Genomic DNA, 24,414 nt, shown 5'->3' on the forward strand with positions numbered 1-24,414 from the left:
GAAAAGATCAAAAAACTATCTATTTAACAACAATTAAAAACTACAAATGAAACGGATACAATTAAAAATAATCAAAAACATAAAAGTTTAAGGTATTTATAATTGTTAAAGATTCCATGTGGCCATTAAAAACAACAAACATTAGCACATGAAAAAACATAATTTTAGCGCTGGACCCTGTATTTTACCACAAGAAGTATTTAAAGAAGCATCACAAGCAGTGTTAGATTTTAACAATTCTGGTCTTTCCATTCTGGAAATATCGCATCGTAGTAAAGATTTTGTTGATGTTATGGAAGAAGCCCGCAGTCTGGCTTTAGAATTATTAGGTCTTGAAGGTAAAGGATATAAAGCCTTATTTCTTCAAGGTGGGGCAAGTACTCAATTTCTAATGACTGCCTATAACCTACTACAATCAAAAGCAGGATACTTAAACACGGGAGCTTGGAGTGATAAAGCCGTAAAGGAGGCAAAAAAGTTTGGTGAAGTTATAGAAGTTGCTTCATCAAAAGATGCCAATTTCAACTTTATTCCCAAAAAATTAAATATTCCTACAGATTTAGATTATTTACACCTTACCAGTAATAATACTATTTATGGGACACAATTAAAGGATTTCCCTACTACAGATATCCCATTGGTATGTGATATGAGTAGCGATATCTTCTCCAGACAATTAGATTTTTCTAAATTTAGTTTGATTTATGCTGGGGCGCAAAAAAATATGGGACCTGCAGGAACAACACTTGTAGTTGTAAAAGAAGATATTCTTGGTAAAATAGAAAGGGATATTCCTTCTATGTTAGACTATCAAGTTCATATTAGCAAAGCAAGTATGTTTAACACACCACCAGTTTATCCTGTTTATGTTTCTATGCTTACACTCCGTTGGCTAAAACAACTTGGCGGAATATCTGCAATAGAAGAATTAAACGAAAAAAAGGCTAACCTTATTTACTCTGAAATTGATGTAAACCCTCTATTTAAAGGATTTGCTGCCAAAGAAGATCGTTCTTATATGAATGCAACTTTTACGTTGGTAAATGAAGACCTTAAAGAAACTTTTGATGCCATGTGGAAAGAAGCAGGAATCAACGGAATCAATGGCCACAGAAGTATCGGAGGTTACAGAGCTAGTATGTACAATGCATTAAGCCTTGAAAGTGTTGCTGCTCTTGTTGATATAATGGGTGACCTGGAACGTAAAGCGTAAACTAACAACAATAATCATTAAGACAAGTCAACTTATAAGACTTAATATTCAAAATTTAAAACTTGAAAATGAAAGTATTAGCAAACGACGGAGTATCTCAAAGCGGAATTAAAGCTTTAGAAAAAAAAGGCTTCGAGGTTTTAACAACTACGGTAGCTCAAGATCAATTGGTTAATTATATTAATGAAAATGAAATTTCAGTACTACTTGTACGAAGTGCTACTAAAGTAAGAACAGATATTATTGATAATTGTCCTTCTCTTAAGATTATTGGTCGTGGTGGTGTAGGAATGGACAACATTGATGTAGCTTATGCCCGAGAAAAAGGACTACATGTAATTAATACTCCAGCAGCTTCTTCTGGATCTGTTGCAGAGTTGGTTTTTGCACACTTATATGGTAGTGTACGTTTTTTACATGATTCTAACCGTAATATGCCTCTAGAGGGTGATAGTAAATTCAAAAACCTAAAAAAAGCATATGGTAGCGGTATCGAATTAAGAGGAAAAACTCTTGGAGTAATCGGTATCGGACGAATAGGACAGGCAACTGCAAAAATTGCAATTGGAGTTGGAATGAATGTTATTGCCTATGATCCTTTTATTGAAGAAGTAGAAATACCATTAGAGTTCTTTGATGGACAATCATTAAAATTTAAGATCAAGACTGTATCCAAAGAAGAAGTTCTTAAAAATTCTGATTTTTTCACACTACACGTTCCTGCACAAAAAGAATATGTGATCGGGAATCCTGAAATCGAACAAATGAAAGATGGCGCAGGAATCATTAATGCTGCAAGAGGGGGAGTAATCGATGAAGTAGCATTGGTAGAAGCTTTAGAGAAAGGAAAGTTAGGTTTTGCAGGACTTGATGTATTCGAAAATGAACCTAGTCCGGCTATCAAAATATTGATGAATAGTAAAATATCGCTAACACCACATATTGGTGCAGCGACAGGAGAAGCTCAAGATCGTATTGGCCAAGAATTAGCCGAGCAAATTATTAAGATTTTGAACTAGACACGAAATATAAATTTCATATTGGTAAAGAGCCGTTTCAATGATTGAAACGGCTCTTTTTTTGCTCTTCATCCTATAAAATGGTTTTTCATCTTTTTTTTATCAAAATAAAATCAACTCTTAACTCTAATTCTAGTATTAATAATGTAAATTTAGATTCATTAAAAAATATTTACAATGTCAGGAATTTTAGATCTATTAAATAGCCCTATGGGCAAGCAAATTATCAACGGTGTAAGCTCACAAACGGGACAATCCGAAGGTAAAACCGGAGATTTATTAAGTATGGCTATGCCTGTACTTATGGGAGCAATGCAACGAAATGCATCTACTCCTGAAGGAGCTTCGGGACTATTAGGAGCACTAACAGGTAAGCATACTGGTGGGATTTTGGATAATTTAGGAGGTTTATTTGACGGTGGTGTTGATCAAAGTGTTACTAATGATGGAGCTGGTATTCTAGGTCATATTCTTGGAAATAAACAACCTGCAGTAGAAAATGCTTTAAGTCAAAAATCGGGAATTGATGCCGGTTCTGTGGCTCAAATACTAAAAGTTGCTGCTCCAATTCTTTTAGGAGTATTAGGAAAACAAGCTAAACAAAGTAATGTAAGTGATGCTAATGGGTTATCAGGTTTACTAGGTGGTATGTCTGGTGGTGGTTCTAAGCAACAATCATTGATAGAATCTTTCTTAGATGCAGATGGCGATGGGAGTATTCTTGATGATGTTGCCGGAATGTTACTAAGTGGTGGTGGAAAGAAAAAAGGAGGTCTTGGAGGATTATTAGGCGGTCTTTTCGGAAAATAATACTCCTACCCTATAGTCAAATAATATAATTTTATTATTTTGAATATATCAAAAGAAAGGGCTTATTAGAGTTGTACGACTTTAATAAGCTTTTATTTTTAACCAACTATCTTCAATATGAAAAAATTACTAATTTTAGTATTATTTCTATATGGCACAAACACTATTGCCCAAATCGATGCTAATGCACTACTAGGATTACCAGGAGCTACCACAACCGATATAAATAACATTAGTACAATTACGATACAAGAAGGATCTTTAGTATTTGATACAGTAAAAAAAAAGGTATTTCAATTTAACGGAACAGAATGGAAAGAATTACTTGAATCTCCATCTGTATTTGCTAAAACCGGAAATTACACTCTCGTAGATACAGACAATCATAATATACTAACTTTTAATAGTGCTACAGATGTTACACTAACAGTTCCTGTAGGGCTCCCTATAGGATACAATGTTAGTATCTATCAAACAGGAGTAGGAAAAGTAACTGTTTCAGGAGCTGCAGGAGTAACTATAAAAAATAGATTATTACGATTTAAAACAGCAGGATTAGATGCCGGAGCTGGTATTGTATGTACAGCAACGAATACATTTCATATCACTGGGGATTTAAAAAGAAATTAATAACATGAGAAGATTATTACTTTACATATGTTTATTTTTTTCAAGCTTCGGTTATTGTCAAATTGGTCAACACAATAACTTTCCGACGATGAGGCCATCTCATATTCTGGATGAAAAACTCACCAATATTAGTTTTGCCTTCTCGCTTCGTGTATTAGAATCTGATTATAACGGTCCTATTATACGTTTAAGAAGAGATAGTGATAATACCCAACAGGATTTTGGATGGGCTGATAATGATATTGTAGATGTAGCAGCAATAGATACATGGAGAGGTGCTGCAAATGTATTTGTAGTCACATGGTATGATCAAAGTGGTTTAGGTAGAAATGCAATTCAGAATACCAATGCTTTTCAGCCTCGTTTTATAACTGATCCCACGAGGCCCTATTTTTTTGGAGATGGTAATAATGACCGATTGGATATCAACACAAGTATCCAAATTCTTACTAATGCAGGAGTTAATGGTTCTGTATTTACAGTGCTATACTCTACTTCTAATAACCAGTTTTCATTTGGTACAAGACAGCCAGGTGCTAATAGAAATCGATGGTCTATTCATGTAAACTGGTCAAACAATAGAGTTTATTTTGACTCAGGTATTTGCTGTAGTGAGCCTGTACGATGGGCTTCAAACACCAATAATCAATGGCAACAACTCTCATTTATCCGTGCTAATGTTGTACAAACTATTCGACGATCAGGAACCATTCTTAGAACCGGAAATTATACTTTAGGTCGATGCACAGCTACAAATGGTGCCGGAATCCTATATTCTAATGGAAATAATTCACAATTTGCAACCAACCGATTTACTGAGTTGATCATGTATAGTATGGATATTAATCTCACTGATACTCAAGAAATTGAACAAGATCAAATTGATTTCTGGAATTTATAATTTCTACAACACTTTAGTATTCTTTTTTTAGATATATTTATAAGGTTATGAAAAATTGTATTTATATATTAATCTTAGGAATATTCATTTATAGTTGTTCTACAACCAAAAATAGAAAAATGGATGTAGCCTCTACCGATACCGCTTCAGATACCGTAAGAATAGCAAATGATAGTCTGGAATATGAAATTATTATCATCGAACCTGGATTTAATTCATGGCTGGTAACGCAAAGGCCAAGAGGTTTTTATTCTGAGACATTTTTAGAAACTAGGAATCGCATATATGTCACAGAATATAATCAACGGGTAATGCAACCACAACGATTTGATCCTAATTTATATCTTCAGCAAATCAATTATCAATATGCAACGCATTATGGTTATGAGGTAAACTACCTTTTATATAATTATTTTATATATTTTGAGCAGCGCTATAGGCAACGATTTATTGCTACAAGAGGGCGACGATTTTGATTTAAATTCTTTTTAATTATTGTACTTTTGCGCTATGCAAAAATTTAAGGAACGCTGGGAAATAGAACGTAGTTGGCAATTAGTATTTCCCGTATTAGGATTACTCGGTTTAGTATTCTCTTCTTATCTGATTGGTAAGTATATTCTGGAATTATTACCAATAGATCAGACCGATAGCATCTATATTGGTACACTATCGGCCATAATACTTTTTCTATTTTCGATATTCCTTTTCATTACTCTGAAGCTTTTTAATATTCTGGAGACAAAGTGGAATGTTTCGTATCGATGGGAACTCATAGCAATCTTTATTGCTTTTGCGGTTACAGGATCTACTGCAGCTCGTATTTCTGATCCTATACTTACTTTTATAGGACTACATAGAGATACAACAAATGGATGGTTGTATTGGCCTATCAGAATATTATTTATATTTCCAATATACCAAATATTACTTGTCATCGTAGGATGGCTCTTTGGGCAATTTAAATTTTTCTGGGGTTTTGAAAAAAAGATGTTAAGCAGAATGGGATTTGCTCGTTTCTTTAAAGATTAAGAAATATCAACATCAATAATCTCTTTTACTTTTTCTTTTTTAATCACATACGTATATACCCACATTATTGTAAATGTTGGTACAATATCCATACCCGGTAGTGCTTCTTCTACAAATGTAAATACTCCGGCTGCCTTACCAACATTACCTTTATACATTCTGGTCATCAACCAACCCGCTAAAGGAGCCCATATTACATCTGCAAATTCACCAATTCCCGGAATAGCATAGCTAACCATTCCTAAGCCATCAAAAAGTAAACTTAATCCAAGTTTTTTGTATTTGTCTTTTGCCATATTTAATACATAATTTATAGTTTAATATACAACAAATAAAGCAAAGAGTATTCCAAAAATTTGTTACCCCAAATCAGCCGTAATTAATCTCAAAAACTCTGATCGAGTTTCTATTTTTTCAAATTGCCCTCTAAAACCAGAAGTGGTTGTTACCGAATTCTGCTTTTGTACTCCACGCATCATCATACACATATGAGAAGCTTCAATCACTACAGCAACACCTTTCGGTTTCAATGTATTATTAATACACTCTAAAATATCATGTGTAAGCCGTTCCTGTACTTGTAATCGCCTTGCAAATACATCAACAATTCTAGGTAATTTGCTTAATCCTACTATATATCCATCAGGTATATATGCAATATGTGCTTTACCAAAAAAGGGTAACATATGATGTTCACACAACGAATATAGTTCGATATCCTTAACTATAACCATATCGTCATAGCCTTCCTTAAACATAGCACTTTTAAGAATTTCGGCAGGATCCTGATGGTATCCCTGAGTAAGAAACTGCATTGCTTTTGCTGCTCGCTCAGGAGTTTTAACAATACCTTCTCTTTTTATATCTTCTCCAAGATCTTCAATAATAGATTCAAATTTTTCTTTTACTTCTTCTGTTACTTTTATATTGTATTCTTCAAAATGTTTATACGGCATAGCAATTAATTCTGTATTTCTTTTTTCAATTTATTTTTAAAGGTAGTATTTAATTTATTAAGTTTTGGATTTATCACAAATTGACAATATCCCTGACTACTATTTTGATTATAGTAATCCTGATGGTATCCTTCTGCATTATAAAATGGTCCCAGTTTGGTTATTTCTGTAACTATAGGATCATCAAAAACGAAGTCATTCTTAAGGGTTGCAATTATTTGTTCTGCTATCTGTTGTTGTTGTTCATCAACATAAAATATAGCACTTCGATATTGTGTACCACGATCTGCTCCTTGACTATTTAATGTTGTAGGATCATGTGTAGCAAAAAATATTTCTAATAGTTCTTTATAGCTAATGAGGTTAGGATCATATTCGATTTTAATCGCTTCAGCATGGCCTGTTCTTCCTGTTGTTATCTCACGGTATGCAGGGTTTTTTATAGTTCCTCCTGTATATCCCGATATTACCTTATGCACCCCTTCTAAGCGCTGAAAAACTGCCTCTGTACACCAAAAACACCCTCCAGCAAATACTGCGGTTTCTATATTATTTTCTTTCATAACTAAATAGTCGTAATTTTTTTAACAAAAATACATATATGCATATCCAATTTTTGCTTTTTAACTTTTCGTTAGTACCACATCTCCTATTACAAGCCTAGTTTTGCAAATATCAAAAAAGTAAGGTTTTTATTACAATTTTATGAATATACAACTACACTCAAAAGCTTATGCAGTATTTTTACTTTTCGTTACATTACAATCTTTTGCTCAAGAAAGAAAGGAAATTATAGCAGAAAGAATAAATAACCCTCCAAAAGTTGATGGTGTTCTTGATGATGAAATATGGAAAACTCTTCCGGCTCATGGTGATTTTCAAATGTGGCAACCCGGAAATGAGGGAAAAATACCAAAAGAAATAAGATCCGAAGTAAAAATGGCATATGACAATAAAGCCGTTTATTTTGGAGTCTACTTATATGATAATCAACCCGATACAGTATTGCGTCAATTTAGTCAACGAGATGATATATTTGTTCAGGCAGATCATTTTAGTATTGCAATAAATACCTACAACGATGGAACGAATGAAACTCGTTTCTTTATAACCAGTGCAGGTACTATTGGTGATGCAAGAGCAGATCAATTCAATGAAGATTTTAGTTATAATGTAGTTTTTGATGCCAAAGTTTCTTTTGATGCCCAAGGATGGTATGCAGAATTTAAGATACCGTATAATGCATTACGCTTTCCCGAAGTGAATATACAAGATTGGAGCATCAATTTTTATAGAAGATCTCTGAGTAGAAATCAAACTCATACCTGGAACTTTATTGATAATAAAATTGGTCAACGCACACAATATAATGGTTTGGTTAAAGGTGTAGAGAATGTTAACCCTCCTGTGAGGCTTACTTTTTTTCCGTTTGTGCAAGGTCTGGTATCACATTCTGATGGAGACACCGAGACTGATTTTAGTGCTGGAATGGATGTGAAATACGGGCTAAGTGATAGCTTTACATTAGATGCTACTCTAATTCCGGATTTTGGGCAAGCAGCCTTTGATGAAGTTCGCCTTAATTTAGGTCCGTTCGAACAAACTTTCGGCGAAAACAGGCAATTCTTTACTGAAGGCACAGAATTATTTAACAAGGGAAATATTTTCTTTTCCAGGAGAGTTGGTGGCAAACCATCTACATCTATATCTGATGATGATCTTAACGTAAATGAAGTTGCTGAGGACGCCCCTTCTAAAGTAAATTTGCTTAATGCATTAAAAATCTCGGGAAGGACAAAAGGAAATCTGGGTATCGGTTTTTTTAATGCTATTACAGAAAAAACAGAAATACGAATTACCGATACTATTACTGGAGCTGTGCGCAAAGAAGTAGTCGAACCTATATCGAATTATAATATTTTTGTGTTGGATCAACAGTTTAATAAAAATTCTTCTGTTTCCTTAATAAATACTAATGTAACTCGTAGTGGTAGTGAGTTTAGAAATGCAAATGTAACTGGGTTGGTTTGGAACCTAGCAAATAAGTCAAACTCGTATCGCCTAACCGGAAGATCTTTGGTTAGTCACATAAATTCTCCTGGAGATAATATTGGTGGTTTTGCATCTGAGCTTGATTTTGACCGTATCAAAGGTAAAATCAGGTATGGTTTTGGTCACGATTTAGCAAATACCACGTATAACATCAATGATTTGGGAGTTAATTTTAGAAATAACTTCAATAATTTTAGAGTAAGTGCGTCCTACCAGATCTTTGAACCTAAAGGGTTATTTAACACCTATCGGATTAATGTTTTTGCAAGACATAGGCGATTATATGACCCTAGCATTCAAACACAAAATTCTATAGGTGCCAATTGGTTTTTTGTGACCAAAAAACGATTTGGTTTTGGTGGTAGAGGAGCTTATAATTCTAAAAACCAAGACTATTTTGAGCCTCGTATAGATGGAAGATTTGTTACTTTTAGTCGAAGTCTGGGAGGAAGAATGTTTGTTTCTTCTGATTATAGAAAAAAATTCGCGTATGATATTAGCGCGGGAACCAGACAGTGGTTTGATGACGGACAAAAAATATATAGAATAGAGGTTTCTCCCCGATATCGGTTTTCTGATAAATTATTAGTGATATGGAGGTCAGAGTATTATAATCGTCCAAACAATTTTGGATATATCGATGACGATGGTACAGATGTATTCCTTGGACAACGAGATATTATTTCACTAGAAAATTCGTTAAGTGCAAGTTATAATTTTGACCCATACAAAGCTGTAAATTTGCGTTTCCGAAACTTCTGGAGTACCGCTGATTATTCTGATAATGTATTTTATATTCTAAACGAAAATGGTTCTAGATCCCAAATTGATTATGATATCTCAGAAGATAATCCAAATACCAATTTTAATATTTGGAATCTGGATTTGAGTTTTAACTGGAGATTTGCTCCTGGTAGCGAAGCTACCCTACTCTATCGCAATCAAATTTTTAATGATGATGAGCTATCTACACTAAATTATACACAAAGTTTAGACAATTTGTTTAACAAACCTATCAAGCATACTTTATCGTTAAGAGTAGTCTATTTTCTTGATGTGAATAATTTAAAACGTTCTTCTAAAGGATAATCTTGGGGATTCTAATGATATTGATTACTTTCACTCCTTCAAGTATAGAAAACGGATGATCAAAGCTAATAATATTCATAAAAACTATGGAGACCTTCATGTTCTTAAAGGAGTAGATCTTCATATCAAACAAGGAGAAATTGTTTCTATTGTTGGTGCTTCTGGTGCAGGAAAAACTACATTACTGCAAATTTTGGGTACATTAGATAAGCCCGGTCAAAAAGATGATTCTTCTCTAACTATTAATGAAACTGATATTTTTAAGCTTCAAGACAAAGAATTAAAAAATCAAAAATCAAAAAAGTTTTCAAATCTATTTCAGTTCTTTCTTATAGCATATGCTATCTTCGTTATTCTCTCATGGGTTATCTCACCCGATATTTTTGATATATATATTAGAACAGTAATTAGGGTCGTACTCATTATTCCTTTACTGATTTTTGGTATCATAAATTTTATAAAAAAAAATAAAAAGGATAAGGGACTTTCTTCTTTTAGGAATGAACAATTAGGTTTTATTTTTCAATTTCATCAATTATTACCCGAATTTACTGCTCTAGAAAATGTTTGCATTCCTTCTTTTATTAAAAAAACATCACGAATTGAAGTAGAGAAAAGAGCCAAAGAACTATTAGATTTTTTAGGGCTTTCTCATCGATATGATCATAAGCCTAATGAATTATCTGGAGGAGAACAACAACGTGTTGCCGTTGCCAGAGCACTAATCAATAACCCAAAAGTGATATTTGCTGATGAACCTTCTGGAAATTTAGACAGCGAAGCTGCAGAGAATTTACATCAATTATTTTTTAAGCTTAGAGATGAATTTGGTCAAACTTTTGTGATTGTAACTCATAATCAGGAATTGGCAGATATGGCCGATAGAAAGTTGGTTATGGTAGATGGCAAAATTGTAGGGTAACTCTTCATTGTAAATAACAAATTATACCAGTAGTATACATATACTGTATTATTATAAAAATTCTATAGAAAAGGCTGCATGATTATGCAGCCTTTTCTTAATAAATTTCAAAGTTCTTAGCAATATCTAATTAATACAAGTACTGTATTGCAGTTGCATCGTTTCTATTAAAAACTCCATTTTCGTTTCCTGTTGCACAAGAAATCATTATAGAAGTTCTGTCGATACCTGTTGGTGTTCCTGGAATATGAATAGCTCCATCAGAACCTTGACCTTCGTTACTACCATCACATGATCTTGCAAACCAGTCGGTATGACGTAAGCCAATACAGTGTCCCATTTCATGAGTAATTACATGAGTAGCATAAGTAACACCGTTGCTAGCTACTCTAGGTCCGATTCGTGCCCATTTGTAAGCTCTTCCACCAGAAGGGAATCCGGCTAATCCACCACCACCTAAGTCACTTCTAACATATACTACTAAGTCAGCAGCTTGATAGTTAGTACCAAAGGTAAGTCTCATATTAAGAGAAGTATTTAAATTATTAAAATTAGCAACAGCTCTTTGTAAGGCTTGTCTTCCTGTATTAGAAAGCCCATTACCTCCACCTCCTGTGTAACCTAATACATCAATAGTACGATTACGGCTAGAAATAAGGTTTCTTGTTCTATACTGCTTGTTTCCATTATCCAAAGATTCTAAACTTGGCTGATCAACAAGTCCAGCTACTGGCACACCTAGATCTGTACCATTAACAAAATAGTCTGCAGTACTTCCATCCAAATCTGTAACCGTTTTAACAGACACATTATTTGTATTAACTCCCATGCTTTCTAATTTAAGAAGCTGTTCTTTTGTAGGAGCATTATCTATTTCATTTACTTCAGCAGTAATTTCCTCTTTTTGGCAAGAAGTAATGCATCCCGCCACGATAGCGCTAAGCGCTAATAATTTGATAGTTTTCATATTATTAAGTTTGTTAATTTGTGTGAGTCAACAAAAACCAAAAGGTTTTCTATCATCTCGATTAAAAAAATTAGATATTAAGAACTTTGAAATCTTAATACAATTAAGAGTATGTAATCTGTATTGTTCTAAATGAAGCTGTTTAAGCATATCGCTAAACAACAAAGCATAAACCGGATAGAGGCCAAAAAGACCTCATATGAATCAAAATTTGGAAAGTATTTTTTGATTGTTCCTCAATAAGAATTTTTAAACTTCAATTTTTAGGTTTTCAAAATGGTCCCTAGAATCCTAAAATTATATTTAAAAAATATTCCGGTTTATAACTTTGTGCAACCAAGAATATAATCTATAGTTATTCTATAGACTATTACCTATTTACTAAAAACAAAATTGGAATTGTGTTGAATAGTGTTTTCATAAGTCAAGAGTTTGTGTAAAATTAGTTGGTGCTAAATTCCATAAAAAAAGCGCTCAAATCAATAATTAGATGTCTTTAATCACGATTTAAGATGTCCTAAATCATGATTAAGGACATTTACAAAAAGACCATTAACTATAGTAAAAATAGGTGTTTACGGGATTCAGGTCATCCCTAAACATTTATTTATATCAAAAAAAATAAAGCACGAAAAGACTGCCTTTTCAGGCAGCCTCTTCTAAAAAAAATCAAAGTTCTTAATACTTTATATTAATACATGTACTCCAATGCAGTAACATCATTTCTATTTAGACTCCCATTTTGCGGGTTTCCTTGTGTAGGGCAAGAAATCATTAATGATGTAATATCCGTACCTGTTGGTGTTCCTGGGATATGGATAGCTCCATCTTGGCCTTGTCCTTCATTTTGACCATTACACACTCTTCTCTGCCAATCTGTATGACGCAAACCAATACAATGACCCATTTCATGAGTAATTACATGTTGAGTGTAAGTAACTCCTCTGTTTTTTACACTAGGTCCGATTCTTGCCCACTTGTAAGCTCTTCCACCAGAAGGAAATCCTGCTAATCCACCTGATCCTAGGTCACTTCGTACATATACTACTATATCAGCAGCTTGATAGTTAGTACCAAAGGTAAGTCTCATATTAAGAGTAGAATTTATTCCATTATATGTATTAACAGCTCTTTGTAAAGCCTGTCTTCCTGTATTAGAAAGCCCATTACCGCCGCCGCCAGTGTAACCCAGTACATTAATTGTACGGTTGCTACTAGAAACGATGTTTCTTGTTCTATACTGCTTCATTCCATTATCCATAACCCCTAAGCTTGGCTGATCTACAAGCCCGGCTACTGGAATACCAAGATCTGTACCATTAACAAAATAGTCCGCTGTACTTCCGTCAAGATCTGTTATCGTTTTTACAGACACATCTTCTGTATTAACCCCCATGCTTTCTAACTTAAGAAGCTGTTCTTTTGTGGGTGCATTATTTATTTCATTTACTTCTGCAGCAACTTCTTCTTTTTGGCAAGAAGTAATGCATCCTGCAACGATAGCGCTAAGCGCTAATAATTTGATAGTTTTCATATTTTAAGTTTGTTAATTTGTGTGAGTTAACAAAAACCAAAAGGTTTTCTATCATCTCGATTAAAAAATTATATATTAAGAACTTTGAAACCTTAATACAATTAAGAATATGTAATCTGTATTGTTCTAAAAAAGACTGTCTAAGCTATAGCCAAACAAAGCATAAACCGGATCGAGGCTAAAAAGGCCTCATATGAATCAAAATTTGAAAAGCATTTTGATTGTCACTCACTCAATAAGAAATTTTAAATCTCAACTTTCAGGCTTTCAAAATGGTCCCTAAGAATCCTAAAATTATATTTAAAAAAATTCCGGTTTATAGCTTTGTAGAAATCAATAGTATAACCTACGAGTTATCTTGATATTTTTTTGATTATATCTAAAAACAAGAATTGGAATAGTGCTGAATAATGTTTTCATAAGTCGATTGTTTGTGTAAAATTAGTTGGTGCTAAATTCAACAAAAAGAACACTCAAGTCAACAAATAGGTGTCCCTTAACATGATTTAGGATGTCTTAAATCATAATAAGAAACATTATAAAGATAAGATAATCAGTCATCTGAATTTTTTGCATATGATGAAGGAGAGACTCCAACAATGTCTTTGAAGTTTTTGTAAAAAGATGCTCTGGAGTTAAAACCAACCTCGTTAGCTATTGCAGAAATGCTAAACTTTTTATGTCTGTCCATAGACAAAAGTTGTTTAAACTCCTCTATTCTATAATAATTGATATAATTATTGAAATTCTTATGCTCAATCTTATTAATCGCTTTAGAAATTAGCCTTTCTGGCAACCTAACCTCCTTGGCAAATGTTTTTAGAGTAATTGATGGATTTAAATATGCTTTGGTCTCTAACATGTATTCTTCAATAATCCTTACAATATTCTCTAATTCTGCTTTCGTTTCTTTTTCTTCCACCCTGGGTGAAATCATGTTAATGATATTAATCTGTACTAAACTCGCAATAGTAATATAATAAAGCGACAGTAAAAGAATAGTATTCACCGTGTATGTATAATGCTTTTCACTAACAAACAGGTTCAATAAATTCCCAACAAGATTAAATAAGATACAAATAACACAAAAAACAGTTAACCAATTTAATGACTTGTATTTAGTAATTTCATAAAAATATGGCAGTTGTTTCTTATGTTTATTATTAACTTTAATAATCATAACAGACATCGTTATGATATAAATCGCACCAACAATGTTCAATATTCTACCAAAATACATTTCTCGAAAAGTGGTATGCATTTCTGGGTCTTGCAGTACTAAAAGAAAAAATACTGATAAAAACAAAAACTCAAAAATTGCCGGAATATAATAATAGATTTTACGTTTTATATAAATCCCTGCTGTTTCCACTGCGTAGAAAAACAAAAAATTCATACTCAACAAATTAAATCGAAATGGGTGATAATAAACAGCCGGATGTTCTACATACTTATAAGCAAAATACATTGCCATCTCTACACATAGAGTAACAAAAAACAACCCCAGATATCTATTAATATATACTTTTTTAGATCGGTAAAAAAGAAGAATAACAGTAATAACTAACGTTTGTAAGCCACTTATTAAAAATAAATAATCTATAATTTTCATCTCAAGAATCTTTAAATAACAAAAAATCACTGACTGTTATTAATATAGATCAATAGAAATGCCTATATGTTTAGTAACATAGTAAAAACTATCTTTTTAATAGTACTAAAATAGATAAACTTTTTAACACATCAATTTATTGTACACAAAACTCAAATCTGTATTTTATTTAACCTTTTTCTTAAATATTAAAGAGTATTCATTAAAATTATCATCTTTGTTGATGATAGAATACTAAAAATCATAATATATCCTTTTGAAAAAATTCAACAATATCGAGCTCAAAGATTTCCTGGATGAAAAGGCTTTTTACTACGAACAACCAAAATTTATTGAAACAGATCCAGTACAAATTCCCCATCTGTATACTCAAAAAGAAGATATTGAAATTTCGGGATTCCTTACTGCTACCATTTCCTGGGGAAACCGTAAAAGCATCTTAACCAATTCTCACAAATTAATGTCTCTTTTGGGTAATAGCCCGTATGATTTTATAATGAATCATACCGAAATGAATCTTCAAGATTTTAATGGTTTTGTTCATAGAACCTTTAATAGTACCGATCTCTCCTATTTTATCACTGCATTACGGTATATATATACCAAATATGTTGATATGGAAGCTTTTTTTAAATTACATAAGGGAGATGACAACTTTCAGGCTGCGATTCATAATTTTAAAAAGGAATTCTTTTCGTTGCCACATCCACTCAGAACAGAAAAACATGTTAGTGATCCTTATAAAAATTCTGCTGCTAAGCGAATTAATATGTTTCTACGGTGGATGGTAAGAGATGCTTCTGCCGGGGTCGATTTAGGTATTTGGCGTAACCTGTCTCCTGCTCAATTATCATGCCCATTAGATGTGCATTCGGGAAATGTTGCTCGAAAATTAGGATTGCTTACACGCAAACAAAATGATGGAAAAGCATTGTTAGAACTTGATACAAAATTGAGAAAATTAGACTCCTCAGACCCAGTCAAGTACGATTACGCATTATTTGGACTTGGAGTTTTTGAAAAATTTTAAACTTAGAACAATTCTAAAGAGTAATCTTAATTTTACATTCTAAACATTTAGATGATATTTCTTTAATAAACATAAAACATCTTCATAAAGTTGTTGAGGTATACCTTAGTCTAAATTTGTGGAAACAAAAAAATCCACACAATCATGAAAAATCATCTTATTATTGCCTCTCTAGGTGCTGCATTATTATTGGCTTCTTGCAATCTAGACGACTACACAGGAGGTCCTGTTAAACCTCCAACAGGAAAAATTGAACTAAAAAATCATTCTATCTCTCCTGTTTTATTAGAAAAGACTTCTGAATTTTCTGATGTAGAAATATACAACCTACTTTCATCTGAAGATACCTATATTCCTGATTTTACATATGGTTCTATGGCAGATGGAGCAGGATTACTTCGTAATAAAAACGGAACATTTACTTTAATTAATAATATCGAAGCTGATTATTCTGTTGCCAGAATCACATTAGATGAAACTTTTAAACCCATTAAAGGAGAACATATTCTTAATGCATTGGCCACTGCAAACACAGCCCAGTGTTCTGGTTCATTAATCACTCCATCTGTACATGGTTTCGGTCCTTTATACCTTTCTGGTGGTGAATGGGGAGGAAATTCTAAAGGTGTTTTCGCAACTAATCCTTATAAAAACGTATCAGAAGCTTCTGCCCCAAGAATGTTGACTGCATTAGGACAATGGTCTACCGAAAATGCAGTAGCACTAAGCAGACGTGCGTATCCTGGTAAAACTGTAGTTTTTATTGGTGATGATAATAGTAATAACGAAGTTCCTTCTGGACAATTAGGAATGTATGTAGGCAGACAAGGAGATCTTGAGGGTGGTAAATTATATGGGTTAAAGGTAACCTCACCTACAGTAACCTACGAAGTAGATATGGAAGAAGGGGTTTCTTATGAAATGGAATTTGTAGAATTAACCGAAAAAAATATCGATTTATTGGATGCCGAAGCCAAAGAAAAAGGCGTAATGGGATTTTCTAGATTGGAAGATATAGATTGGAGAAGAGGACATAGTAGAAGTAATAATCAAGAAGTCTATTTTGCAGTAACGGGAAGAGATAAACCTGGATTAGTGGGAAAAGGAACACGTTCTGGAAGAATTTATAAAGTAGAACTAAATCATAAAACTCCATATGGTCCCGGTAAAATAACGTGTGTATTGGATGGTGATAAAGTAGGCGGTACCGCGGAAGCTTTTCATAGCCCTGATAATATTTTGGTAACCAAAAATTATGCTTACATACAAGAAGACCCAAATGGGATTCAAGATTTTAAACCTGCAGCAAATCATTATTCAAGATTATATCAATACAATTTAAACACCGGAGAGTTAAAAGTAGTGTTAGAATGTGATCAACCTAAAGCAGCAGCAGCCGGATATGGTAGTCTAGACAGAATATGGGAAATAACAGGTATGATTGATATATCAGACGTTATTGGTATAGATGAGACTTTTCTTATGATTACCCAAAATCATGGTTGGGAAAGAGCAGACGGAACACCTTTTACCGATCCTACAGCAAATCCTGATATAGCAAATAGTCGTAAAGAAGGAAGTATGCTTTATATAATTAAAGGTTTAGAAAGATAAACATATGATTTTATTTAAATACAGTAAAGGGGCTTATTTTGTGATAAGCCTCTTTATCATATTCGGTATTTTTTCTTCTTGTTCAAAAGAGAAAGAAGAAAAAACGTCATTCAATATCCAAATGAAAGAACAATTCATATCCGATATCACTATGGCTATTAATCATTTGGATAGTGCTAAAACTGATACTAGCAATGTCAAAAAATATTTTCTTCAATCCAGAAAGTATTTCAAAAAAATCGAACCCATTTTGGCTTCCCTGGACATTGAAAACTATGGCTTCTTAAATCAACCAAATATTTTGAAAGTCGAAGAAGAGGACTTTACTGATATAAAAACTAAAAAGCCAAGTGGATATCAAGTGCTTGAAGAAGAAATCTTTACAGAAAACATGAATTCTGTACGTGTAAACAAACACTTGAATCTAGTTTCAAATAGATTAAAATTAATCAGAAAGAACACTAGTTTTAATCACTTAAAGACATATCATTTTTTGTGGCTGTTTAGAAAATCAATAGTTCAAATAGCACTTACAGGAATAACAGGTTTTGATTCTCCAGTCTTAGAAAACTCTTTAGAAGAGTCCAAAATAGTATATCAGAGTTTGAAAACATATTTATCGATCTTTCAAAATGAATTTAATAATCCAGCACTTTTAAAAAAATGGAATTATGAAATAGAAGCTTCAATTAAAGATTTAAACGCTGATTTTAATACATTTAATCGATATGATTTCATTAAAAATCATACTCATAAACAATTAGACTTATGGAATCAGATTGTGAATGATTGGCATGTGAGTTTTCCTTTTGAGTTAGCAATAAAAAATAAAGCTATTTCTCTTTTTTCTAAAGACACTTATAATCACACCTATTTTTCGGACAGAAATTCTGGAGAAATGACTCCGCAAAAAATAACATTAGGTAAAAAACTATTTTACGACACTAATTTGTCATCGGATAAAAAAACTAGTTGTGCAACTTGTCATCATGCAGATAAAGCGTTTACAGATGGATTAAAAATTGGAGCAAAAGTTACACGCAATACTCCTACTCTACTTTATTCGGGTTTACAAAAGGCATTTTTCTATGATAAAAGAGCAGGTAGTTTAGAGGGGCAAATTATTGCTGTAATAGAAAACAAAAATGAGTTTCATACAGATTTAGAAACGTTGAGGCAAGTTGTAACACAAGATAGTATATACACAAAAAGTTTTGCAGAAGTTTTTAAAAACCAAAAAGTTGGTAATGCAGAAATCAGGAATGCTATAGCCAGTTATATAAGAAGTTTAGCACCGTTTGACTCTAAATTTGATCGTAACATAAACACTATAGAAAATACGCTTACGCAAAATGAAATTAATGGTTTTAATCTTTTTAATGGTAAAGCCAAATGTGCCACATGTCATTTTGCTCCTGTTTTTAATGGTACTGTACCGCCCAACTATAGAGAGTCAGAAATTGAATTCATTGGAGTTCCAGAGCAAAATGATACTATCAATGCCATTATTAGTTCTGATTTGGGAAGGTATCATGTATATAAAACTCCTGAAAGGAAGCATTTTTTTAAAACCCCTACAGTTAGAAACGCAGGAAAAACTGCCCCTTATATGCATAATGGAGTGTATAATACTCTAGAAGATGTTATGGATTTTTATAATCGTGGCGGCGGTATTGGTATTGGTATTCATAATGAATATCAAACACTACCTTCTGATGCATTAGACCTCACTAATCAGGAAATAAAGGATATTATTTCATTTATACATTCACTAGAAGATGACATTGAAGCATATTAAAAGAGAATTTGATCACTCTTCTTACCCCTTTACTAATAGAATATAGATAATAGCATATCTCTTCTAATTACATTACGGTTATCACGTAAAATTATTATGTAATGCTAATTAATTTGTAATATCTGGGTTATTTTTGTTAATTTTATTAGGAATTGATTCTTATATAAATCAATTCTTTGTAAGAGGATGATATCAAACGCAATACCCATAAACGAAAACTTTAGGTTAGAAGCTTTAAAATCATTAGACATTCTGGATACCGAATCACAGAAGGAGTTTGATGAGATTACAGCTCTTGCTGCGTTTATCTGTGAAACAGATATGGCACTAATTTCGTTGGTAGATAATGACAGACAATGGTTTAAATCTAAACACGGATTAGAAACTTGCGAGACTCCTCGTAATAATTCTCTTTGCTCTCACGTTGTTTTACAACCTCATGCTCCATTAATAATTAAAGACACCAGAGAAGATAAACGTTTTAATGACAGCTCAATTATTCTTGAAGAAAAGCCTATTATTTTTTATGCAGGAATTCCATTAGTAGATAAGGATGGTTTTGCTTTAGGGTCATTATGTGTGATGGATAGTGTTCCAAGAGAACTTTCTAATAAGCAATTAGAATCTCTTAATGCTTTGGCAAAACAAGTGATTATTCTCTTTGAGCTGAACAAAAAGAATAATGATCTTCAAATAATTCAAAATAAGTTAAAAAAACATAACGAATCCTTAAGGGAGTTTGCAAGAGTGATTTCTCATGATCTTAAGATGCCTTTAGCCAATGTTATTACATCGACAGATTTATTGAAGCTTAAACTGGGAGATAAACTCGATAATGAAAGTTTAGAATATTTTGATTATATCAAAACTTCTTCTTTCTCTATGAGTAGCTATATTAGTGATGTACTAGATCATTATGAGAGTGAAAGTTTAATGCATAATAAACCCGAAGAATTTTATTTAAATCATCTGTTGAATAAAATCGTTGATTTACTTACTATGAAACCGGATTTCACTATTTATTTTCCTGAAGAAGATCCTATTATACAGTGTAATAAGCTTGCATTAAAACAAATTTTCTTTAATCTTATCGGAAACAGTATTAAATATAATGACAAAGAGCAAATCATTATATCTATAGAAACTAACGAAGATGAAAATTTCTATTATTTCAGAATAACGGATAATGGAATGGGAATTCCAAATGATAAATTGGATACTATTTTTGAACTTTTCACTACAGCAAATATTGCAGATAGAAGTGGTAATAAAGGTAATGGTATTGGGCTTTCTACAGTAGAAAAATTAGTTAAAAACCTAGGAGGTTATATTAAAGTATCTTCTAAAGAAAAGATTCAAACCACTTTTGAGTTCTCTATAAAGAAATCTAATTAAACTGTTTTAGTTGTTGTTGCTACACAAGCCTGAGCACATTTTTCACCATCAATAGCCGCAGAAATTATACCACCGGCATATCCCGCACCTTCACCACAAGGGTATAATCCTTTAATATGTGTATGTTCTAATGTTTTCCAATCCCTGGGAATACGAACTGGCGATGATGTTCTGGACTCGGGAGCATGTACTATAGCTTCGTTAGTAAGATACCCTTTCATGCTTTTACCAAATGCCTTAAAACCATCTTGTAGCGTTTGATGAATAAATTCGGGGAATACTAGCCCCATATCAGTAGATGTTAAACCAGGCTTATAAGAGGTTTCAGGAAGGTTTGTTGATATTTTTCCTTCAACCATATCTATTAATCTTTGTGCAGGAACTCTCTGAGTCTCCCCACCTACCTGCCATGCGTGCTGCTCTATACTTTTCTGAAAATACATTCCAGATAAAGGGCCATACTTAGAAAACTCCTTAAAATCTTCTAACCTTAATTCTATAACAATACCACTATTGGCGGTAGGTTGATCTCTTTTAGAAGGAGACCACCCGTTTGTAACCACTTCTCCAGGGCTGGTAGCACATGGAGCAATCACCCCTCCCGGGCACATACAGAAAGAATACATTCCTCTGCCTTTTACCTGTTTTACAATACTATATGGTGAAGGAGGTAAATAAGGGCCACGAACCTCACATGAATACTGGATCTGATCTATAAGTTTTTGTGGATGTTCTACTCGTACTCCCAAAGCAAAAGGTTTTACTTCGATCTCTATTTTTTTATCATGCAACAGTTTAAATATATCTCTTGCAGAATGTCCTGTAGCCAAGATAACCTTGTTAGTATCAATAGTACTGCCATCAAGTAGAGTTACACCATTAATTTCAGAGTTTTTAATTTTAAAATCAATTACACGGGTATCAAAATGTATCTCCCCTCCTCTTTCAACAATTTTCTCTCGTATTGCGGTTATAATACCGGGTAATTTATTTGTCCCAATATGCGGGTGTGCCTCGACCAAAATCTGATCGGTAGCTCCAAATCCAACCAGAAGCTCTAAAATACGATGTACATCTCCTCTTTTCTTAGATCGGGTATATAACTTACCATCACTGTATGTACCTGCTCCACCTTCTCCAAAACAATAATTTGAATCTTCATTAACAATATGATCTCTATTAATAGCTTTAAGATCTCTGCGACGTGCCTGTACATCTTTTCCTCGTTCTAAAACAATGGGTTTACAACCTAATTCAATACAACGTAGTGCTGCAAACAAACCAGCCGGCCCAGCTCCAATGATGATAACTTCTGGTGCATTAGAAACATCCGGATATTCGGGTACTAAAATTGGTTGATCTATAAAGTCCTCCTGTACATATACTTTTAGCTTCAAATTAACCTTAATTGCCCGTTGTCGCGCATCAATAGAACGTTTTAAAACTTGAACATGTCTAATTTCATCCAAAGGGATACCATTTTTATGTGCTACCTTACTTTTTAATTGATCGGGATGTGCCGCAATTTCTGGCGAAACTTGTATTGTGAATTCGTATTGCAATCTTAGCTTAGGTTTTGAATTTAGGGCGAAGATACAACATTCTTTGCTTCAAAATAACTCTTACAAAACATCAAAATGGTACTAGTAAACAAGTCGAAGCTTTCTAGATTTAACCTTTTCTTAAGATATTAGTTCCTATCTTTGACCTCAAACAAACCTTAAATTTACAATTATGAAAAAGCTTTTTTTATTAGCAATTGCGGTAATCGGTTTTTCTATTTCTTCGAATGCACAAGACATCAAACTTGGTTTTAAAGGAGGGGTAAACTTCGCTACATTAAATGGAAACGGTTACGCCAATTTAGATGGACGAACAGGATATCATATTGGTGCTGTAGTTCAAATAGGGCTATCAGATATGTTTGCTGTACAGCCAGAACTTATATATTCTGCACAAGGAGCAAAATTTAAAGCCTTTGGTATAGATCAAGATATTGATGTTGATTATTTAAATCTTCCAGTTTTGGTAAAATTTAAATTCGCTAAATTTTTTAGTGCAGAAGCAGGACCTCAATTTGGTTTTATAGTTAATGATAATTTTAATGGTGGTACCGATCCAGAAAGTTTTGATCTAAGTGCTGCTATAGGTGCTGGAGTAGAATTTGGTTCTTTTTTCGGTCAATTACGATATAATATTGGTTTTACTGATATTGTAGATAACACTGAAGCTAAAAACTCTGTATTTCAAGTTTCTGTTGGATACTATATCTTTTAATACAAAAAAAGATTTATATATAAAAAGCGGAAGTCTTACTTCCGCTTTTTTGTTGCCTACTATTTTATGAAAAGCCAATTTTTCACCTTCTAGATCTCCTGTTATAGTTTCTATTATTACTTTTTGGCTTAGTTTTTTTACGAGATTTGTTTCTTGGTGTCGATGCTGATTTTTCAAAACCTACTGTGGGTTCAAAACCTTCTACAATTTCACTTTGCAATTTTTCTCCTAATAATTTTTCTATTCCTTTTACATAGCTTATTTCTTCCTGACTAACCAAAGAGATCGCTTCTCCACTAGCTCCTGCTCTACCAGTACGACCAATACGATGTACATAATCTTCAGAAATATTGGGTAATTCAAAATTTACAACATGTGGTAGTAATGGAATATCTAGTCCACGAGCCGCTATATCTGTTGCTACCAACACCCGAATCGTTCCTTTTTTAAAACCTCCGAGGGCTTTTGTTCTAGCTCCCTGGCTTTTATTTCCATGGATTGCGGCGGCAGTAATACCCTCTGCTACCATTTTTTTTGTTAGTCGATTAGCTCCATGCTTTGTTCTGGTAAAAACTAATACTTGTTTCCACCCTCCTTCTGATATAAATTTAATAATTAGTTCAGATTTTCTTTTTTGATCAACCCTATATAACTTTTGTTCAATCTTCTCTGCTGTAGTATTTTCTGGTGCAGCTTCAACCCAGACTGGATGATGTAAAATTCCATTAGCTAATTGTTTAATTTCTTTAGAAAATGTAGCAGAAAATAATAAGTTTTGCCTCTTTGCTGGTAATAAGTTTAGAATCTTATTAATATCTCTTTGAAATCCCATATCAAGCATACGATCTGCTTCATCTAAAACCAAAATTTCAACATTGGCCAAAGAGAGTGCTCTTTGATTATGTAAATCCAATAACCGTCCAGGAGTAGCAACCAATACATCAACACCATTTCTTAATGCTCGTATTTGTGGATTTGCATTCACTCCTCCAAATATTACCATTGATCGCAAATCCAGGAATTCGCTATATGCCCTTACATTATCTAATACCTGAGCCGCTAATTCTCTTGTAGGTGTTAGTACCAAAGCACGTACAGGTCTTTTTCTTAATTTCTGTCCTTGAGACAAAATCTGTAATAGTGGTAATGTAAATCCTGCTGTTTTTCCAGTACCTGTCTGCGCAGATGCTAAAACATCTTTTCTTTCTAAAATCGGCGGAATAGCTTTTTCTTGAATCGGCGAAGGAACTGTATATCCTTTTTTGTCGATGGCTCGTAAAAGTGCATCGGATAATCCTAATGTGTTAAATGACATATAAATCGTTTAAGAAATAACAATTTATGCGAAATGCCATTTCTGAATATTTTTGCAAAGATAGCCCTATTTTTTATGATTTTCTTTAGTAAAACAATCTAGAATGATGTTTTTGTTTAATAACCTACCTAATACTACTACTTTAAATAATCTATTGTACCTGATACATCATAGCATATAAAAAATACGTTTTCAAAATCCTTATTCTCAAATCTTATAGTATATTTACACAATTCAAGAATTAACAA

Annotated in this window: 22 protein-coding genes; 14 read left to right on the forward strand and 8 right to left on the reverse strand. The window is 33.1% G+C overall.

What is annotated here, in order from left to right:
* Positions 1-148 precede the first annotated feature (148 nt).
* The 7 genes from serC to AAFU52_RS22890 all read left to right on the forward strand — a co-directional run bounded on the left by serC (position 149) and on the right by AAFU52_RS22890 (position 5,605).
* The gene (gene serC, locus AAFU52_RS22860) at positions 149-1,213 is read left to right on the forward strand and encodes a 3-phosphoserine/phosphohydroxythreonine transaminase (RefSeq protein ID WP_106793002.1); all 1,065 of its coding nucleotides are present in this window, start codon (positions 149-151) and stop codon (positions 1,211-1,213) included.
* 68 nt (positions 1,214-1,281) lie between these two features.
* Positions 1,282-2,232, forward strand: coding sequence for a D-2-hydroxyacid dehydrogenase (locus tag AAFU52_RS22865; RefSeq protein ID WP_106793001.1), 951 nt, complete (start codon positions 1,282-1,284; stop codon positions 2,230-2,232).
* 177 nt (positions 2,233-2,409) lie between these two features.
* Positions 2,410-3,042 (forward strand): DUF937 domain-containing protein, encoded by a 633-nt coding sequence (locus tag AAFU52_RS22870; protein WP_024769455.1) that lies wholly within the window; start codon positions 2,410-2,412, stop codon positions 3,040-3,042.
* A gap of 117 nt (positions 3,043-3,159) precedes the next feature.
* Positions 3,160-3,672 carry a hypothetical protein gene (locus AAFU52_RS22875; RefSeq protein WP_438423675.1) on the forward strand — a complete coding sequence of 171 codons (513 nt, stop codon included), beginning with the start codon at positions 3,160-3,162 and terminating at the stop codon, positions 3,670-3,672.
* Between the two features lie 88 nt (positions 3,673-3,760).
* Entirely contained in the window at positions 3,761-4,573 is an 813-nt protein-coding gene (locus AAFU52_RS22880; RefSeq protein ID WP_438423676.1) for a hypothetical protein, read from the forward strand.
* Positions 4,574-4,620: 47 nt separating this feature from the next.
* Positions 4,621-5,049, forward strand: coding sequence for a DUF6146 family protein (locus AAFU52_RS22885; RefSeq protein ID WP_024769458.1), 429 nt, complete (start codon positions 4,621-4,623; stop codon positions 5,047-5,049).
* Between the two features lie 34 nt (positions 5,050-5,083).
* Entirely contained in the window at positions 5,084-5,605 is a 522-nt protein-coding gene (locus AAFU52_RS22890) for a DUF6787 family protein (RefSeq protein WP_024769459.1), read from the forward strand.
* Here AAFU52_RS22890 and AAFU52_RS22895 read toward each other — a convergent pair.
* The 3 genes from AAFU52_RS22895 to msrA form a co-directional block, all read right to left on the reverse strand.
* On the reverse strand, positions 5,602-5,901 hold the full coding sequence (locus tag AAFU52_RS22895) for a hypothetical protein (RefSeq protein ID WP_438423677.1): 300 nt from the start codon (positions 5,899-5,901) through the stop codon (positions 5,602-5,604). The two genes, AAFU52_RS22890 and AAFU52_RS22895, sit on opposite strands and share 4 nt — an antisense overlap.
* Before the next feature lie 63 nt (positions 5,902-5,964).
* Positions 5,965-6,561 (reverse strand): GTP cyclohydrolase I FolE, encoded by a 597-nt coding sequence (gene folE / locus AAFU52_RS22900; RefSeq protein WP_024769461.1) that lies wholly within the window; start codon positions 6,559-6,561, stop codon positions 5,965-5,967.
* Positions 6,562-6,566: 5 nt separating this feature from the next.
* Positions 6,567-7,124, reverse strand: coding sequence for a peptide-methionine (S)-S-oxide reductase MsrA (gene msrA / locus AAFU52_RS22905; RefSeq protein ID WP_024769462.1), 558 nt, complete (start codon positions 7,122-7,124; stop codon positions 6,567-6,569).
* Positions 7,125-7,266: 142 nt separating this feature from the next.
* Between msrA and AAFU52_RS22910 the strand changes: the two genes are divergently transcribed.
* Both AAFU52_RS22910 and AAFU52_RS22915 read left to right on the forward strand, forming a co-directional pair.
* Positions 7,267-9,702, forward strand: coding sequence for a DUF5916 domain-containing protein (locus AAFU52_RS22910; protein ID WP_438423678.1), 2,436 nt, complete (start codon positions 7,267-7,269; stop codon positions 9,700-9,702).
* Positions 9,703-9,757: 55 nt separating this feature from the next.
* Positions 9,758-10,624 (forward strand): ABC transporter ATP-binding protein, encoded by an 867-nt coding sequence (locus AAFU52_RS22915; RefSeq protein ID WP_024769464.1) that lies wholly within the window; start codon positions 9,758-9,760, stop codon positions 10,622-10,624.
* Between the two features lie 130 nt (positions 10,625-10,754).
* Here AAFU52_RS22915 and AAFU52_RS22920 read toward each other — a convergent pair whose 3' ends face one another.
* The 3 genes from AAFU52_RS22920 to AAFU52_RS22930 all read right to left on the reverse strand — a co-directional run bounded on the left by AAFU52_RS22920 (position 10,755) and on the right by AAFU52_RS22930 (position 14,737).
* Positions 10,755-11,591, reverse strand: coding sequence for a M57 family metalloprotease (locus AAFU52_RS22920; RefSeq protein WP_024769465.1), 837 nt, complete (start codon positions 11,589-11,591; stop codon positions 10,755-10,757).
* 691 nt (positions 11,592-12,282) lie between these two features.
* The gene (locus tag AAFU52_RS22925) at positions 12,283-13,125 is read right to left on the reverse strand and encodes a M57 family metalloprotease (protein ID WP_024769466.1); all 843 of its coding nucleotides are present in this window, start codon (positions 13,123-13,125) and stop codon (positions 12,283-12,285) included.
* Positions 13,126-13,678: 553 nt separating this feature from the next.
* Complete coding sequence (locus tag AAFU52_RS22930; protein ID WP_024769467.1) at positions 13,679-14,737, reverse strand: helix-turn-helix domain-containing protein; 1,059 nt, start codon at positions 14,735-14,737, stop codon at positions 13,679-13,681.
* Positions 14,738-14,993: 256 nt separating this feature from the next.
* Between AAFU52_RS22930 and AAFU52_RS22935 the strand changes: the two genes are divergently transcribed.
* The 4 genes from AAFU52_RS22935 (at position 14,994) to AAFU52_RS22950 (ending at position 20,574) form a co-directional block, all read left to right on the forward strand.
* Entirely contained in the window at positions 14,994-15,767 is a 774-nt protein-coding gene (locus AAFU52_RS22935; protein ID WP_024769468.1) for a TIGR02757 family protein, read from the forward strand.
* 144 nt (positions 15,768-15,911) lie between these two features.
* A complete protein-coding gene (locus tag AAFU52_RS22940) occupies positions 15,912-17,381 on the forward strand; it encodes a hypothetical protein (protein WP_024769469.1) in 1,470 nt (489 codons plus the stop codon).
* 4 nt (positions 17,382-17,385) lie between these two features.
* Entirely contained in the window at positions 17,386-19,179 is a 1,794-nt protein-coding gene (locus tag AAFU52_RS22945; protein ID WP_024769470.1) for a cytochrome-c peroxidase, read from the forward strand.
* A gap of 186 nt (positions 19,180-19,365) precedes the next feature.
* Complete coding sequence (locus AAFU52_RS22950; protein WP_024769471.1) at positions 19,366-20,574, forward strand: sensor histidine kinase; 1,209 nt, start codon at positions 19,366-19,368, stop codon at positions 20,572-20,574.
* Here AAFU52_RS22950 and AAFU52_RS22955 read toward each other — a convergent pair.
* Positions 20,571-22,136: an NAD(P)/FAD-dependent oxidoreductase gene (locus tag AAFU52_RS22955; RefSeq protein WP_438423679.1), complete on the reverse strand. Its 1,566-nt coding sequence runs from the start codon at positions 22,134-22,136 to the stop codon at positions 20,571-20,573. The two genes, AAFU52_RS22950 and AAFU52_RS22955, sit on opposite strands and share 4 nt — an antisense overlap.
* A 172-nt stretch (positions 22,137-22,308) precedes the next feature.
* On the opposite strand from AAFU52_RS22955, the gene AAFU52_RS22960 reads away from it, so the two are divergent.
* On the forward strand, positions 22,309-22,851 hold the full coding sequence (locus tag AAFU52_RS22960) for a porin family protein (protein ID WP_438423680.1): 543 nt from the start codon (positions 22,309-22,311) through the stop codon (positions 22,849-22,851).
* A gap of 82 nt (positions 22,852-22,933) precedes the next feature.
* Here the strand turns inward: AAFU52_RS22960 and AAFU52_RS22965 are convergent, their stop codons facing one another.
* The gene (locus AAFU52_RS22965; RefSeq protein ID WP_438423681.1) at positions 22,934-24,166 is read right to left on the reverse strand and encodes a DEAD/DEAH box helicase; all 1,233 of its coding nucleotides are present in this window, start codon (positions 24,164-24,166) and stop codon (positions 22,934-22,936) included.
* Positions 24,167-24,414 lie beyond the last annotated feature (248 nt).

It is taken from the genome of Aquimarina macrocephali (assembly GCF_051627225.1).
GTDB classification, from domain to species: domain Bacteria; phylum Bacteroidota; class Bacteroidia; order Flavobacteriales; family Flavobacteriaceae; genus Aquimarina; species Aquimarina macrocephali.